The following is a 15,725-nucleotide window of genomic DNA, read 5'->3' as shown; positions in this document are numbered from 1 at the left end:
GCATAAGATAATTGCTCTACCTCTGAATTAAAGCAGTCATTTCTTACACATTAACTTCACATCATAGCGAGTAAGCTGCATTAAAAATTAGCGCATTATAAGTTGCAACCTTTGCTTTACGGCTCGAGCAACTTCGCCGCTGTTAACCCCATCATCGATTCACATATTAACAACGACAACGTTTAAACTTGGTAATTTCAATATGACTCGCCATTACAGTTCGCTTTTAGCGCAAAGCACAGAACCTAAAAAGTTAACACCTTGGTTACCCCTGTCTATTATATTTATTGCGATTGTAAGCTGTTTTGCTATTGCAGCTACCGCACCTATTCCCGCTGAAAAGCCACAAACCAATAGCAGCATTAACGTTAATGTTATCTCTATTACAGCCAATGATTTTACGCCTAGCTATACCGCTTACGGCAACGTTATTGCAGATAATAAACTCACATTAAGTGCGCAAGTGGACGGTCAGCTGACTTACCTTAACGAAAATATGGTTGAGGGAGGAACCATAGGCTTAGATGAGCTCGTTTTTAAACAAGACGATGCCGATCTCAACGCCGTATTACTGCAAAGGCAAGCACAATGGCAAATAGCCCGAGCTCAACTCGCCCTTGAGCAAGGTGAGCAACGTATCGCCGCAAAAGACTACCAAATGATGCAGCAGGACTTTAAAGACAATGACTGGGAGATCGATCTCGATTTATTGTTACGCCAACCACAATTAAGCCAAGCCAAAGCTGAACTGAATATCGCCTACAATGCCTTAAAAATCGCTGAGCGTGACCTTGAACGCAGCAGCTGGATCAGCAAGCGCCACTATATTGTTGCAACTAAAAACGCGACCCAAGGCGACTACCTCAACAAAGGTGATGAAATTGCCTCATTAGTGGATATGAGCCAGCTTCGAGTGCCTTTGTATCTGCCGCGGGAGCTAACAAACCAACTGAGCTTAGGCCAAAGTATTCGCTTAACTCAACCTGATACCATGCAAAGTTTCGAGGCCACAATCAGTCATATCGTGCCTTTTTTAGATAGCAGCTCACAACTACAAAAAGTGTACGCTCATTATCAACCGAACTCGCACTCAGACTCACAATTCAGAGATGGATTAATAATTGGTGACTTTGTCAAAGCGACCATTGAGTTCCATCCCATAGCAAACACGATAAAGCTACCACTTGCAGCCATAGATAATGACAGTGTCTGGCTAGTAACCGCTGGCAACAACTTAGATAAAAAAGCGGTCAATATTGTTCATCAAGATGCTACGCACGCCATCATTAACAACGTATTTGCTCAAGATGAACGTATCGTCAGTAGCAAAATCCACAGACCGCAAGTCGGCCTTAACGTTAATATCGTGGAGCAGTTTTAATGACTGATTTATCAAAACCCGCTCAAGCTGAAAAAGCGCAACATCCTCGATCTATGTTTCAGCAATTACTCGCTTGGATGATAGACAACCCGGTTGCCGTTAATCTATTAACTTTAGTGCTTATTGTCGCTGGAATTTATCGTTTTAATGATATCGAACAACAAACATCCCCTGCCTTTAAAGTTGATGAAATTGCCATAGAAGCAAGCTTTCCTGGCGCCACGATAAAAGAGATTGAACAAAGCATCATTTTACCTATTGAACATCGTTTACAGCAGCACCCAAGCATTGAACGCATTCACGCGACAGCCATTGCCGGGGCAGCCAGCATCACGCTGAGTCTAAATGACGGCGTTGATGTCAATAGCATGCTTGCCGATATCAAAAATCAGCTCGACAGCATTAGCGGCTTACCCAGCGCGATGGAGCCACTGCAAATTAGCGTCGTTGAAGAATTAGAGCCATTGATTGAACTTGGTCTGTACGGCAATTTAACTGAAACCCAATTAAAAGCTGAAGCGATTAAACTCAAACAAGCCCTGCAGGCCGAGTTCGATATCGCTCAAGTCACTTTTGAGGGAGCCAGAGATAGTGAGGTTGTGATTGAAGTCAGCCAACAAAAGCTAATTCAGCATAAACTGACCTTGGCCCAAATCACCGATAAAGTGTCACAGTCAGTGCAAGACACCTCCGCAGGAAATATTAGCACCAACGCCGGAAATATCGTGATCCGCACCCTAGGTCGTAAACAGCAACTTGAGCAATTTCGTCGCATTAATATCTACTCATCAGCAACAGGTGCATCGCTTACTCTAGGGCAAATAGCCAATGTTCGCTGGGGCTTTTCACAGCAAGAACAACCATTTTTAGTGAATGGTCAACCGGCCATAATGCTAGTGCTTTATCAAAATGCCCAAGTTAAACCGGTGGCGCTAAGTACAGCCATAAAACAGTATTTAAACCAATATCAAGCACAGCTGCCTAACAGCAGCCAACTGATTGTACTGGATGATCAAGCCACAGCCTACCAAGCACGTACTAGTTTGTTATTAAACAATGGCTTAATCGGTATGGTTCTGGTCATTTTGGCACTATCGCTACTACTCGATGCCAGACTCGCTTTTTGGGTATGCATGGGCATACCTGTTACGTTATTGGGCAGCTTGGCGCTCATGCCGACACTGAATATTCCACTCAATATGGTAACCCTATTTGCGTTTATTATTACCCTAGGGATCTTGGTCGATGATGCGGTCATCGTGGCAGAGAATATCTTTCAAAAAGTTCAACAAGGTATGGAGATCACATCAGCACTGAAACTTGGCGTACAACAAATGGCGTTACCCGTATGCTTTTCAGTCATCACCAATATCATTGCCTTTGTGCCACTGTTATTTGTAAGCGGTGAGCTTGGAAATATGTACCAACCTATGGCTCTGCTTATCTTTGCTATTTTTGCAGTGTCACTAATAGAAGCGCTGTTTATTTTACCTTATCACTTAACACAACTTGCTAAACCAAGCAGGCTTACCCGAGTTGCTTTATTACAACAGCGTAGCTTTGCCCTATTTGAAAAACTACGCGATGTTCAATTTAAACAGATGCTCTACGCTGCACTAAAGCAGCCTTGGGTCGTTATTGTCAGCTTTATTGCAATCAATGCGCTGGTGTTTACTTGGGTAGGCTCTGGACGAGTTGATAGCAGCTTCGTGCCCAAAGTGGGATCAGAGCGAATTGATGTTGAAGTGGAATTTGTCGCCGGCAGCTCACTTGCAGACAAAAAACGTATTATGCAGCGCATTGAAATGGCCGGTATTGCTGCTTTTATTCAACTTGGAGAAGGCGGTAACTATAAGCATATTATGTTATCTATTGAAGACTCTGCAGCTTCTAGTACCTTTCAAATTCCAGCAGAAGAACAACGCCAATATAGCGCCAGAGAGTTTGTTGATAGCTGGCGCCAGCAAATAGGCGAAGTTGCCGGAGTTAAATCGCTTTTTTTTGATTTTGAAGTCGGTCCTGGAGGCGGCAAAGAATTAGTAATAGAGCTAGCGTCTGCCAACAAGCAAGCGTTAACTCAAGCCAGCTATGACTTAATGACCAAACTCGCGGCAATACACGGTGTTACCGATATTGACAGCGGTTTAATCGATGCACAGCGCGAATTTGTTCTTGATATTAATCAGCGCGGCTTGCAAATGGGCTTTAGCAGCCAAAGTTTAGGTGAGCTCGTTCGCAGCAGCTTATATGGCACAGAGGTGTACCGCCAAATTCAAAATAGTGAGGAGCTAAAAATCAGAGTCCTCAGGGACAAACAGGAGCAATTCAAAGTTAATCAGTTAGCTAATTTAATCGTTAGCGCACCTACAGGACAACAAGTCTTGCTTGGGCAGGTAGCTACAATTAAACCGCTATATTCTGCGACTAAGATTGAGCGCGTCGACGGTATAGAGCAAGTAGAAGTCAGTGCCAGCGTTATTCGCAGCCAAGCGAATATATCGCTAATAGTCGATAAAATAGCTGATGAGATCTTACCTGAGATCAGCACACGCTACCCCAAGGTGGCACTAGAGCTCGGCGGCAGCGCTCGCACAGAACGTAAGGTCAATGGCAACCTAGTTACAGGGACATTGCTGGCACTATTTCTGGTGTTCGCATTTCTAGCCATCTACTTTAAAAACAGTCTCGATGCTTTGCTGGTACTGAGTGTTATCCCATTATGTTTAGCGGCAGCCATGCTCGGTCATATCCTGCTTGGCTATAGTTTTAGCGTAATGAGCTTATTTGGCATGATTGCACTATCAGGTTTAGTGGTTAATGGCTCGTTTGTACTATTACTCGAAACCAAAAGGAATTTAACTCTCGGCCTGACAAGCTATGATGCCGTAATCCAAGCCAGCCTCGCACGATTTAGGCCAGTAGCAATTACCGCCATCACCACCGCAGTTGGCCTAGCACCTTTGTTATTTGAGACCTCAGTTCAAGCTCAATACCTAATCCCAATGGCGATTAGCTTAAGCTTTGGTACGTTATTTTCTATCGCAACCATATTAGTTTATTGCCCAGCCCTGTTTTATTTGGCTGAGCAATGGCGGGCAAAAAAATCGGTGAAAAATGACATTCAAGCGCTAGTTCTAAATTAAAAGAGCCTTTAAAAAACGAGGCTGTTAATCAATTAAAAATACAGCCTCTCTCATTTACCAAAGCAATATAAATTAGTCAGCATGATATTTTACGTTGGCAGCCCTTTAGATTAAGATCCTGCTGAAATACAGATGTTAATGGATTAATAATCAGTGGCTTCCCAACTATCAAACAACTATTATCTGACAATCGCAGGGGTAATAAGCTTTACCCTAGTAGCACTCAAAGCTGCAACAATATTACTTTTTCCGGAACAACTTTATTTTTTTGGCGTAGGCACGATCCCAACTGACTACGCCAACAATGCTTACCTTCAAGAGCAAAACCTAAGTTTTTGCCTGTTCTTGCTTGTTAGTTACGCCATTTTTGCTAGCTATTGCGTGATAACAGAAGTGACAAATATATCACTGCCTTTTATGGTTTCTGTTTTACTGCTGTTTGTACTGCTATCTATATTTTCTGCCGTGCTAACGCTAAGCACCCCACTAGTAGAACCAATCAGCACAGGTTACCGCCATTGGTCAATATGGATTATCAACTGCCTTGCTGAACTCAGTATCGCTATTTTAGCCCTTATAGGCATTAAAGGTTCATGGAAAAGCTTGACTACAAAAATCAATTACCCAAAAAATATTGTTATGGTTTGCGCCATAATCATTAGCTTTTGTATAACGCTATTCTACGTTCCTGATGGCTACAGTGACTGGAGCTTAGCCTTAATGAAGCAACATAAAGAGCTTCTAACTCAATTACCCTATGAACTGGATGTTCTTATTAGCATGTTTTGGTTTAGCCTCCCTAAATATGTCCTCTTATTTACTATATCAATTGCTCTATTGGCTAAGCTTGGATATGCTCGACACTTTGTTTACGCCCTGCTTTTAAGCTTTATCTTGCTGCAATTTGCCTTCAAACAACTACCGATAATCTCAACATTAGCCGTAGGCTCAACAACGAAAATAGGCCAAATTATTTTGCTTTCAAACAGCTTTGCAATTGGATTGCTTATCGTTATGGTTAGTTGTTTTTCAAAAACTCAAAACAAAAACTTTGCCACAGGAAAATTTAACCGTGAACGTTAAATTTTATTGACCTGTCTACAGGTGTAGGCTTGATACTCCACGCTGTCGTCAAGGTTAGGATGAAATATGTATACCGTTACTCAACTTGCAAAGCGTGCCAACATCTCTCGAACCACTTTGCTCTATTACGAGAAAGAGGGGCTGTTAAAACCAGCACTACGAGCAGAAAATGGCTATCGATATTATGGTGAAGCTGAAGCAAAAAAATTAGCCGCTATCGTATCCTATCGTGCATATGGATTATCGGTTGCCAATATTGCCACCTTGCTTAGTGACGACAATAAACTTGAACAACCATTGCTATTAAAACAGCATTTTAATCAGCTTGAGCAAGAGGTTGCCAAACTAAGACAACAGCAGCGGGCGATTGTTATTTTATTAAAAGCCCCAGAGTTATTGGAGAACGAAATGGTAAACAAGCAGCGTTGGGTAGAGATTATGGTCGAAGCGGGTTTCGATGAACAAGCCATGGTACGCTGGCATCAAACTTTCGAAAAGTTAGAGCCAGAAGAGCATCAAAGGTTTTTAGAATCCTTAAGTATAGAAGCTGACGAAATCAAACGCATTCGCGCTTTATAATGCGTAATCAATTGCAAACGCTTACCGCTGAGTAAGCGTTTTTTAGCTCGCAAATATTCCACAAGCTTGTGCTGTTTGCATTATTCGTTGTTAAGACGAAAATTTCAGCTTGTAATTAACCTAGCATTTAGCTTTACTTAACTCAGCTTAAAATTTGTTCATTCATTATTTAGGGGTAGATATGTTAGGCGAAGATCATTCACTTATTCATGAGTTTCCTGAGTACCAAGATAGCATTACTAAGCTTTGTCAAAATGATGAGGCGTTTGCAAAAGACACTAAACACTACAATGCACTGGATAAAGAGATCCGCATTCTAGAGCTAAAAGGTGCACCGATTGATGATGAAGCTATGCACAAATTAAAACACGATCGAGCGGTACTTAAAGATGCGTTATACCATCGCTTAAGCACTCAAGCGTAATTAATCAAAGTGTAAGCTATAAAAAGGGAGCAAAAGCTCCCTTTTTGTCATATTCAAATTAGCGAATACACTTAATTACCCTGAATAATAGTAGCGCTATTATTACTGCCTAATACATGTACAGAGGCATTATTATTCATGTCATACTGCATAACAGACACTAAATTACTTACTCCCCCTTCAACATATACATCAGCAATTTGCAATTCACCTGACTGCATTAACGAAATATCATTCTCAGAACCTAACCATGATTCTACAGATGCTTGGTTAAAATCACCTTGCTGTGAAATATCTACACTTGACTGCTCTTGCGCCGCATCGGCATACAGCCTATTTCCTTGACCTGTTTGCACTATAGTAAGGTGATTGTCTGCCCCTTTCGTTCCTGCGCCAACTAAACCTCCATAATTACTTGGAGTATTGCCACCTCCCATCACAAGGTTATCGCTGCCTTGCTGGGTAATTTCAACCGAACTTCCACTGCCTAAACGTGTACCTGCTGCTGCAAAGTTGCGCTCACCAGACTGATCAATAGTAATAGCGTTACCAAAGCTACCACTATCTTGATCGACAATCGCCGTATTTAGTTCACCCACCTGAGTAATTACTGCCAAGTCATTTTCACCCACCTGAGCGACAATCGCTTGGTTACCATTATTCAAAGAACTTCCGCTTTGCTCTAATACCAATTTATTCTCAACACCACTTTGATTAATTGTTGCGTTGTTTGATACATCAGCTTGATTTATATCAGCGCTTTGGCCATCACCTAGCTGAACCACAACTGTATTGTTAGCCTCTCCCTGTTGATTAAGTATCACTTGACCCAAATCACTCGTTTGCGTAACTGAAGCAGTTTGGTTTTCACCTTCTTGACTAACCGAAAGTTGGTTTTCATCACCCATTTGCACAGTTGTCACATTACTCAAAGAGCTACTTAACTGTAATACTGTAGCGAGGTTTTCATCCCCTACTTGGCCAATATTAACGCTGTTATCTAAACTATTTAGCGTTTGAGTTATTAATGCTTGATTGTCATCTCCCGACTGGGTAATTTCTGCAACATTGGTTTCGCTTGCCACAGCTGTTACGCTCGAAAAATACATTGCTGTAGAGACAAATACAGCTAACTGAGTATATTTCATATCCCTATTCCCTAACTGGACGGTAATCGGTTAACAACTAACTCTGTTAACCTGCTCAAAGAACATTAGTAATAAAACTTGTGCTCCAAAAAGGTATTCTGCAAGACACTCAATGACATCGATGCCACCTGTTAGTTATCAGAACCCAACCAAGATTATGCTGAGAGAATAGGTTGCTAGAATCCGCCCTAAGTATTAAGCCAATCAAGCCTAAGGTTGTATTGTGACAAGCTAAATAGACTTAACTACTAACCAAGTAGCCTATTTAAGAATAAAGCTAGCCACAAACAACACAAAATCAAATTACCAAGGCAAAAAAAAAGCCCACAAAGAGCAACATCAGCCCAACCTTTTGCAAACAATTATTTCAACAAGATACATTTACTGGTATCGTTGCGGCGCATATTTAGAAAGGACATCAAAATGCTGCAGAAAAATTCAAAGCTCACTCAAATCACTAAATCTTTTTCATTGGTAAAACTATTACCCATTGCCCTGTTAATCATTGCTATCTTTAATTCATATTTTATTGTGATCGAAGGTCATGTTGGGGTGGTAAAACGTTTTGGTGAAGCCAAAGATCAACAAAACCCAGGACTTCACTTTAAAATTCCTTTCATTGAAACCGTTGAAATGATTGAAGTTCGTACCCGCAAAAACGCGGAGAAAATGGCCTCAAGCACTAAAGAGCAGATGCCAGTTACCATTGAAGTCAGTGTCAACTGGACAGTAAATAAAGAAGCGGCGTTGGATCTATTTAAACGCTACGGTGGTCTAACTCAATTTGAGCAACGTATTCTTGACCCACGCTTTCGCTCAGCCACCAAAGACACTATCCCACAATTTGAAGCAGAACAGCTCATTCAAGACCGAGCAAGTGCGATTCAAGGCATCGAGCGCCGTTTAGCTGATGAAATGGAAGGCTTCCCTGTGGTCGTTGATAATATTCAGATTGAAAATATTATCTTGCCACAAAAATACATTAACTCGATTGAGATCAAGCAAACAGAAAAAAACCTCGCCGCCGCGGAGGAGCACAAGCTTGAGCGCCAACGCCTAGAAGCCCTACGTGCAGTAAACACAGCCGATGCACGCGCAAAAGGTATTTTGAAAGTGGCTGAAGCAGAAGCGCAATCAATTTTGCTTAAAGGTAAAGCCGAAGCGCAAGCCATTGAAGCAAAAGCTAAAGCACTTAAAAATAACCCGTTAATTGTAAAGCTAACGGAAGCACAAGCTTGGGACGGTAAATTGCCGACAACCATGATGGGCGACGGAGCAATGCCAATTATGGATCTTCGCGAGACAAGTAAGTAATGCATTGTACGTAATCAAATAAAAATGGAGCCTTTTGGCTCCATTTTTATTTCTCGATATGATCTTTCTCGATCGAGTTCAAGAAATTCAAATGCTTGCCCTACACAACTACAACTTTATGTTAGTTTGCCCGCCTTAACAAATACCAACTAATGATGTTGTTCACTAATAACCGGCACAGGACAAGGACTCAATGAGAGCATTAAAGTTAACTATCGCCATACTTAGCTCAAGCCTATTTAGTTTGGGAGGCTGTACGTTAACACCAGCACCTGAACTTATCAGTGAAGTAACGTTTACTGACCCTCAGTTTGCAAAATGCGTGCAGAAAACCGCGATAAAGAAGCTAGATAAAATCACCGAATTAAACTGCAATAGCCAAGGGATTAGCAATGTAAACGAAATACGCTTTATGCCTGCGCTAACGACATTGATTTTACTCGATAACCAGATAGCCCATATTGATATTAGCAAACTCGAACAATTAGAAAGACTTATAATTGCCGATAATCAGTTAACTGACATCGACCTCTCTAATAACCCCAAGCTTATTGCAATCAACTTATCGGGTAATAAACTCACTGAAATTGATGTCAGTAACAATCCTAAATTGAAGAGCCTATACGCTTATAAGTTACCGTTAACTAATATCGATGTTTCTCAGCAGACACAGCTTAGAGATCTTGGTTTAAGCCGCCATCAGCTAACCAATATTGACCTTTCAAACAACGCTGAATTACAAACATTGAACCTTTCAGTGGGTACGCTAACAGCTATAGACTTATCATATAATTCTAAGCTGAGTCACCTTAGCTTACCGAGTAATCAGCTGACAGAAATTAATCTTAATAATCAACCAGCTCTTAGCACGCTTTCGGTTAGAAATAATCAGCTCACACAACTCAATTTAAGCCATAATCCGCTGCTAACCAAAGTCAAAGCTGATTACAATCAAATCGATGAAATCACATTTGCTCCTAACTCGCCAATGCAAGAACTCGAGCTGAATAGCAATCATATTACCAGCTTAGATATTTCCTCTTTTACTAAGCTTGAAAAGCTCATTGCTTTCAATAACCCATTACAACAACTGAGCGTTAATCAAGCGAACTTACCATCAATCATCTCTATTGAAGGTACACCGGTGGATTTAGCCAACAAAAGCTCCCATAAGAAACAAGCGCTCTCAAACTTAGCCTCACCAAGAGTAAGTGTGATTGAAGCTGGCACCATCACTCAAAACGGCAGTCGATACGATCTTGCCGCAAGTCAGCTAGTCACACCAACCTTAGGGCAATACATCGGCTTTCGTTACTCAGTCACTCAGCCAAAAGACAGTAAAAATAATCAATTAGTTGCCAATCAAAATCAATTTCCAATCACTGTGCGCATGACCCACCCAGAAATAGTCGATCCCAAAAGCGGCAAAGGTTTTACGACTTCAAGTTGGACTGACACCATGTTTACTCATGATCGTAATTTGGCTATGTGGTATTTCGGTGAGCCTCATGAGTTAGTTAGCGGCCGTTGGACTTTAGAGATCCTTTACCGCGACTCAGTCGTCGCTAAAAAGTCGTTTATGCTGGTTAATATGGATAACAACCCTGTGTTAAAGGGTAAGCAACTAAAAGCCACTCAACAGGCACTAACACTGGAAAAACTGATCACTCATGGCGAATATTACCTATGCGAACAAGATAAGTATCAGCAGTGTTTTGGTTTTAACGATGCACAAAGCTGCACAAAGAGCATGCAACCTTTTAAATCTCAATGTTTAAAAGATGCTCTGATTATGATTAAGCAGCGTTCAGCAATACCGATGAATGAGCAACTGAGGGAGTTTTTCAGCCACTACACTGCTTGTATGGGCAGTGAGTACATTGCAACCTCTGAGCTAAACCCACAAGAAGTGGGCCAATGTCTAAGCCAGTAAATACTGCCCCCTTTCAAGCCCGCGAAAAGCGGGCTTGTTATTTAAGCAATTTGTTAACCTCATCACTGCTCTTTACACTTCTTTAATTGCAGTTGATATTGAGATTAATTATCATTCTCGAGGTTTTAAGCCAAGTATAAGCCACCAGCTATAAAGGTTATAAAAATCAATAACATTATAACTATAAGGTTAATCATGGCTTCGATAATTGGAGCAAAGTTAACTGTCTAAATTGCTTTGAGAATGTAAATATGAACGCAGTAGCTGCATTAAAATGGTTCCACAACTGGGTGGGCTTTTTCATTAGCATTACCATGCTAATCGTACTCACCACAGGTGTATATCTGGGCAGTGTCGATATGTATAAGCGCCTCGATGATAAGGGCCAGCAATATGCGCCGCTATCTATTGAGCAAAAAGCTCAGACTGTCGAAACACTATTTGAACGTTACCCAGAAATGAGCACGGTGCGCTTTCCAACAGAGCACACTCCCTATATACAAGCAGCAACTCGGGGTAAAACCATTGCCTTGGACAGTGAGCTCAATGAGCTGTCTGTAAGTTCATTTGGTGACATTCCAGGATACCGCACCATTTTCTGGCTACACCGTAACTTTTTACTTGAAGACTTTGGTGGTAAATACATTAACGCTTGGGCATCACTCCTTGGCGGCGCAGTAACATTAGTGGGTATTTACCTATGGTGGCGTGTACGTAAAGGCTTCAGACTAAAGCAAAGTATCCCAACTAACACCCGCTCTAGCAGCCTAGTAAAAAGCCATATCCAATTAGGTTTGTTTATCTCTGTACCGCTGTTTATCTTATGTATCAGTGGCTTTTTAATCACCTATAAAGGCTTATGGACTGGGGCATTAAAACAGCCTAAATCTGAAATCAGCTATCCAGTAAGCCAAGCTAGTAACTGGCAAAGCCAGCTACAAACGGCTCAAGACATATGGCCCGATGCCAATTTAGTTTCAGTAAGCAAACCACGAGTAAAAAAAGGCCAAGTGGTTACCGAGCTAAATTACAGCATTCGTTTTGATGACCACAGCGGTGTTTGGCTTCGTGAAGCTGACCGCATGACCATGAGCTTTGAAAAAGGCATAATCAAGGATGCCATCAAGCATAGCGATAGACCATTATCAGGTCAGGTAGCCAGCTTTGTTAGACCGCTGCATGATGCACTAAATATGCCATTTAGTTATGCGCTGTTTATTACTTCTGTGTCACTCATCGGCAGTATTATTTTGCTGTTCAGTGCAGTGACCTTCTACCGCAGAATCTTTAACAAGAGCAGCAAAAACCTCAATAAAGCGGCAACGGCTTAAACTGGTTAACTGTCAAAAAATAGCAGCCTTAGGGCTGCTATTTTTTTATCTCACCGCCAGTGCCATTAACGCTGTTTTATAAATAAAACCATTCAAAGTAGTCGTTTCAAACTTATTAACAATTCAAACATTGACATTTTATGCCGTTTCTACAAGATAGATGGGTTAAGAATCATAATAATATTCGTTTATAAACGATAAAAAATTGACAAGGAAGCAACAATAAAAATGAAAAAATCATTAATTGCAATCGCCTTAGCCACCACGTTTTTAGCGGGCTGTGGTACATCAGATGTAAATACAGAATCACAAACAGAAGTCACTAAAACGGCTAACAATAAAGCAGAGCTTGGTAGCTTTGGTATTGATCTCAGTGCCCGTAATGAAGCAATCAAACCTGGTGACGACTTCTTTATGTATGCTAGCGGCACATGGTACGACAACTATGAAATGCCTGCGGATAAAACCCGTTTTGGTGCCTTTACCGCACTCGCTGAACGCAGCGAAAAGCAAGTAAAAGAGATTATCGACGATATCGCTAGTCGTAGCGATCTTAACGAAGAAGAGCAGCTAATTGCTGATTTCTACCAAGCTTATATGGATACAGACACCATCAATAAGCTTGGTATTACGCCAATTCAAGGCATTCTTGATCAAATCAGTGCTATCAAATCAACTGACGATTTAACTAAAGTCTTTGGCTCTGCATGGCTAACCGGCGCTAGCTCACCAATTGCTGGTGGTATGTGGTTTAACCGCTTAGATCCAAACCAATATGAGATGTCTATTGGAGCGAGCGGATTAGGTTTACCAGATCGCTCATACTACCTTGAAGAAGCTGAACGTTTTGTCAAAATTCGTGAAGCCTACGTCGACCACATTAGCAAAATGCTCACTTTTGCAGGAGTTAAAGACGCTAAAGCTCGTGCAACCGCTATCCTTGCACTTGAAACCAAGATGGCAGAAGGTCAGTGGCCACGTGAAAAACGCCGCAACCGCGACTTAACGCTAAACCAAATTAAGCGTGCCGATCTTGCGAAAGAATATCCAGGTTTTGATTGGGATCTGTATTTCGCCCAAACGGGTTATCAAGTTCCACAGCTCAACATTTCTCAGCCAGATCCAGTAAAAGCAATGATTAAGTTAGTCAATACTGAATCATTAAACGTGTGGCAGGACTACCTCACTTTCCATACTGTGAAAAACAATGCAGGTTTACTGTCTGAAGATATCTATGCTGCAAGCTTCGATTTTTATGGCAAAACCTTAAGTGGTCAACAAGAGCCGCGTCCTCGCTGGAAGCGCGCAATCTCAGAAATGTCTGGCACTCAGTCGCTAGGTTTTGCCATTGGTAAAGTCTACGTAGCACGCTACTTCCCTGAGTCGTCTAAGCAGCAGATGGCAGAACTTGTTGAAAACCTACGTACAGCTATGGGTCAACGCATTGATGATCTAGACTGGATGGGCGCAGAAACCAAAGTCAATGCTCACGCTAAACTTGCCGCATTTAATCCAAAAATTGGTTACCCAGATGTATGGCAAGAGTTCGATGGTGTTGAGCTAAGCAATAACGATCTCGTTGGTAATATTCAAAACCTACGTAAGTTCTTTAACGCTGACAGTGTTGCTAAAGAGCTTAAGAAAACAGACCGTAATCGTTGGGGCATGACACCACAGCGCGTGAATGCATACTACAACAGCTCGTTTAACGAGATTGTATTCCCAGCTGCTATCTTGCAACCTCCATTCTTCGATCCTAATGCCGACCCTGCAGTAAACTACGGTGGTATTGGTGCGGTAATTGGCCACGAAATGGGTCACGGTTTTGACGACCAAGGTTCAAAATCTGACGCAAACGGCATCCAGCGTAACTGGTGGACTGATGCAGATCGTGCAGCATTTGAGGCCAAAGCCGACCAGCTTGCAGCTCAGTACAGCAAATATGAGCCGATCCCAGACAACTTCGTGAACGGCCGTAACAGCCTTGGCGAAAACATTGGTGACGTGGGCGGCCTAGCAATGGCATACCACGCATACAAGTTAAGCCTTAACGGTAAAGAAGCACCAGTGATTGACGGTGTGACTGGCGATCAACGTTTCTTCCTAGCCTGGGCACAGGTTTGGAAAGAAAAGCGTACTGAACAAAGCATGCTAAACCAGCTACGTGCAGGTACTCATGCGCCGGGCCGTTACCGTGCACAAGCACCACGTAACCACGATGCTTGGTACAAAGCATTTGACGTTAAGCCGGGTGATGACTTGTATCTTCCAGAAGAAGAGCGCGTGCGTATTTGGTAATAGCGAGACTCAGTTAAGTTCAGCTAACAATGCCAGTCAGATCGCTGACTGGCATTTTTTATTGTTAATCTTATATTTCTAAGCCATCTGAGTCAGATTAAATCGTTATATTCATAAAAAGGCGTAAGGGGTTTTAAAACCGATTTTCGACCCAATACTAATTGGTATTCATTAACAAAACCTAGCCAAGATTGACGCGCTAAAACCAATAGGACATGACATGACAAACCAATACACACCGGCAAAAGTTTGGACCATGGACAATGAAAATGGTGGCCAATGGGCCAGTATCAATCGTCCAGATTCAGGCGCTAGACATCAACAAGTATTACCCCAAGGCAAACAGCCATTACAGCTTCACTCATTAGCCACCCCTAACGGCCAAAAAGTCACGATAATGCTGGAAGAATTGCTCGCTAAAGGTGCCGCAGCAGAATACGACGCCTACACCATCAACATTGGTGAAGGCGATCAATTTGGCTCAGGTTTTGTCGATATTAATCCGAACTCAAAAATCCCCGCATTACTAGACAACTCAACAAATAAGCCAATTCGTGTATTTGAATCTGGCAATATTCTGTTATATCTAGCAGAAAAATTTGGTCATTTTTTACCGATAGAAATTAGCGCCAAAACCGAAGTGATGAACTGGTTATTTTGGCTACAAGGCTCAGCACCCTATCTTGGTGGCGGCTTTGGCCACTTCTATGCCTACGCACCAGAAAAATTTGAGTATCCAATTAATCGCTTTACCATGGAAGCTAAGCGCCAACTCGACGTGCTCGATAAGCAGCTTGCCAACAACCAATACATAGCTGGCGATGAATATAGTATTGCCGATATCGCCATTTGGCCTTGGTATGGCAGCCTAGTGCTAGGGAATTTGTACAATGCTGCAGAGTTCTTAGATGTCACTAGTTATAGCAACCTTTTACGCTGGGCTAAGCAAATCGAACAACGCCAAGCAGTGCAGCGTGGTCGTATCGTAAATCGAGTATGGGGCGAAGAGTGGGAGCAGCTTAGCGAGCGCCATAGTGCTGCAGATATCGATGCTGTATTAAATAAAAAGCCTTAAAACTAAGCCGCATATT

11 protein-coding genes are annotated in these 15,725 nt (G+C 42.0%); 10 read left to right on the top strand and 1 reads right to left on the bottom strand.

From position 1 onward, the window contains the following. The first annotated feature begins 202 nt into the window (after positions 1-202). The 5 genes from L884_RS0104285 to L884_RS0104265 all read left to right on the top strand — a co-directional run bounded on the left by L884_RS0104285 (position 203) and on the right by L884_RS0104265 (position 6,610). Positions 203-1,381, top strand: a complete 1,179-nt coding sequence (locus tag L884_RS0104285) for an efflux RND transporter periplasmic adaptor subunit (protein WP_028766330.1) — start codon at positions 203-205, stop codon at positions 1,379-1,381. Then, entirely contained in the window at positions 1,381-4,524 is a 3,144-nt protein-coding gene (locus tag L884_RS0104280; RefSeq protein ID WP_028766329.1) for an efflux RND transporter permease subunit, read from the top strand. Before L884_RS0104285 ends, L884_RS0104280 begins: the two co-directional genes overlap by 1 nt. A gap of 381 nt (positions 4,525-4,905) precedes the next feature. Further along, positions 4,906-5,607: a hypothetical protein gene (locus L884_RS0104275; protein ID WP_156925648.1), complete on the top strand. Its 702-nt coding sequence runs from the start codon at positions 4,906-4,908 to the stop codon at positions 5,605-5,607. Positions 5,608-5,673: 66 nt separating this feature from the next. Then, positions 5,674-6,186, top strand: a complete 513-nt coding sequence (locus L884_RS0104270) for a MerR family transcriptional regulator (RefSeq protein WP_028766327.1) — start codon at positions 5,674-5,676, stop codon at positions 6,184-6,186. Positions 6,187-6,367: 181 nt separating this feature from the next. Then, positions 6,368-6,610 (top strand): HP1242/YdcH family protein, encoded by a 243-nt coding sequence (locus L884_RS0104265; protein ID WP_028766326.1) that lies wholly within the window; start codon positions 6,368-6,370, stop codon positions 6,608-6,610. Between the two features lie 71 nt (positions 6,611-6,681). Here L884_RS0104265 and L884_RS21720 read toward each other — a convergent pair whose 3' ends face one another. Further along, a complete protein-coding gene (locus L884_RS21720; protein ID WP_051435532.1) occupies positions 6,682-7,758 on the bottom strand; it encodes a hypothetical protein in 1,077 nt (358 codons plus the stop codon). A gap of 423 nt (positions 7,759-8,181) precedes the next feature. Here L884_RS21720 and L884_RS0104255 point away from each other — a divergent pair, with 423 nt between their 5' ends. The 5 genes from L884_RS0104255 to yghU all read left to right on the top strand — a co-directional run bounded on the left by L884_RS0104255 (position 8,182) and on the right by yghU (position 15,709). After that, a complete protein-coding gene (locus L884_RS0104255; protein ID WP_028766325.1) occupies positions 8,182-9,072 on the top strand; it encodes a prohibitin family protein in 891 nt (296 codons plus the stop codon). A 193-nt stretch (positions 9,073-9,265) separates the two neighbouring features. Further along, positions 9,266-11,005 (top strand): DUF3859 domain-containing protein, encoded by a 1,740-nt coding sequence (locus L884_RS0104250; RefSeq protein ID WP_028766324.1) that lies wholly within the window; start codon positions 9,266-9,268, stop codon positions 11,003-11,005. Between the two features lie 251 nt (positions 11,006-11,256). Continuing rightward, positions 11,257-12,336 carry a PepSY-associated TM helix domain-containing protein gene (locus L884_RS0104245; RefSeq protein WP_028766323.1) on the top strand — a complete coding sequence of 360 codons (1,080 nt, stop codon included), beginning with the start codon at positions 11,257-11,259 and terminating at the stop codon, positions 12,334-12,336. A gap of 228 nt (positions 12,337-12,564) precedes the next feature. After that, entirely contained in the window at positions 12,565-14,634 is a 2,070-nt protein-coding gene (locus L884_RS0104240; protein ID WP_028766322.1) for a M13 family metallopeptidase, read from the top strand. 220 nt (positions 14,635-14,854) lie between these two features. Continuing rightward, positions 14,855-15,709 (top strand): glutathione-dependent disulfide-bond oxidoreductase, encoded by an 855-nt coding sequence (yghU, locus tag L884_RS0104235; RefSeq protein ID WP_028766321.1) that lies wholly within the window; start codon positions 14,855-14,857, stop codon positions 15,707-15,709. Positions 15,710-15,725 lie beyond the last annotated feature (16 nt).

The organism is Shewanella fidelis ATCC BAA-318, from assembly GCF_000518605.1.
GTDB classification, from domain to species: Bacteria; Pseudomonadota; Gammaproteobacteria; order Enterobacterales; family Shewanellaceae; genus Shewanella; species Shewanella fidelis.
Note: the sequence above shows the minus strand (reverse complement) of the source record. Positions and strands in the feature narration are given on the sequence as shown.

Coding starts and splice junctions, on each gene's coding strand:
- L884_RS0104285 (WP_028766330.1), top strand. CDS start 203: ATGACTCGCCATTACAGTTCGCTTTTAGCGCAAAGCACAGAACCTAAA.
- L884_RS0104280 (WP_028766329.1), top strand. CDS start 1,381: ATGACTGATTTATCAAAACCCGCTCAAGCTGAAAAAGCGCAACATCCT.
- L884_RS0104270 (WP_028766327.1), top strand. CDS start 5,674: ATGTATACCGTTACTCAACTTGCAAAGCGTGCCAACATCTCTCGAACC.
- L884_RS0104265 (WP_028766326.1), top strand. CDS start 6,368: ATGTTAGGCGAAGATCATTCACTTATTCATGAGTTTCCTGAGTACCAA.
- L884_RS21720 (WP_051435532.1), bottom strand. CDS start 7,758: ATGAAATATACTCAGTTAGCTGTATTTGTCTCTACAGCAATGTATTTT.
- L884_RS0104255 (WP_028766325.1), top strand. CDS start 8,182: ATGCTGCAGAAAAATTCAAAGCTCACTCAAATCACTAAATCTTTTTCA.
- L884_RS0104250 (WP_028766324.1), top strand. CDS start 9,266: ATGAGAGCATTAAAGTTAACTATCGCCATACTTAGCTCAAGCCTATTT.
- L884_RS0104245 (WP_028766323.1), top strand. CDS start 11,257: ATGAACGCAGTAGCTGCATTAAAATGGTTCCACAACTGGGTGGGCTTT.
- L884_RS0104240 (WP_028766322.1), top strand. CDS start 12,565: ATGAAAAAATCATTAATTGCAATCGCCTTAGCCACCACGTTTTTAGCG.
- yghU (WP_028766321.1), top strand. CDS start 14,855: ATGACAAACCAATACACACCGGCAAAAGTTTGGACCATGGACAATGAA.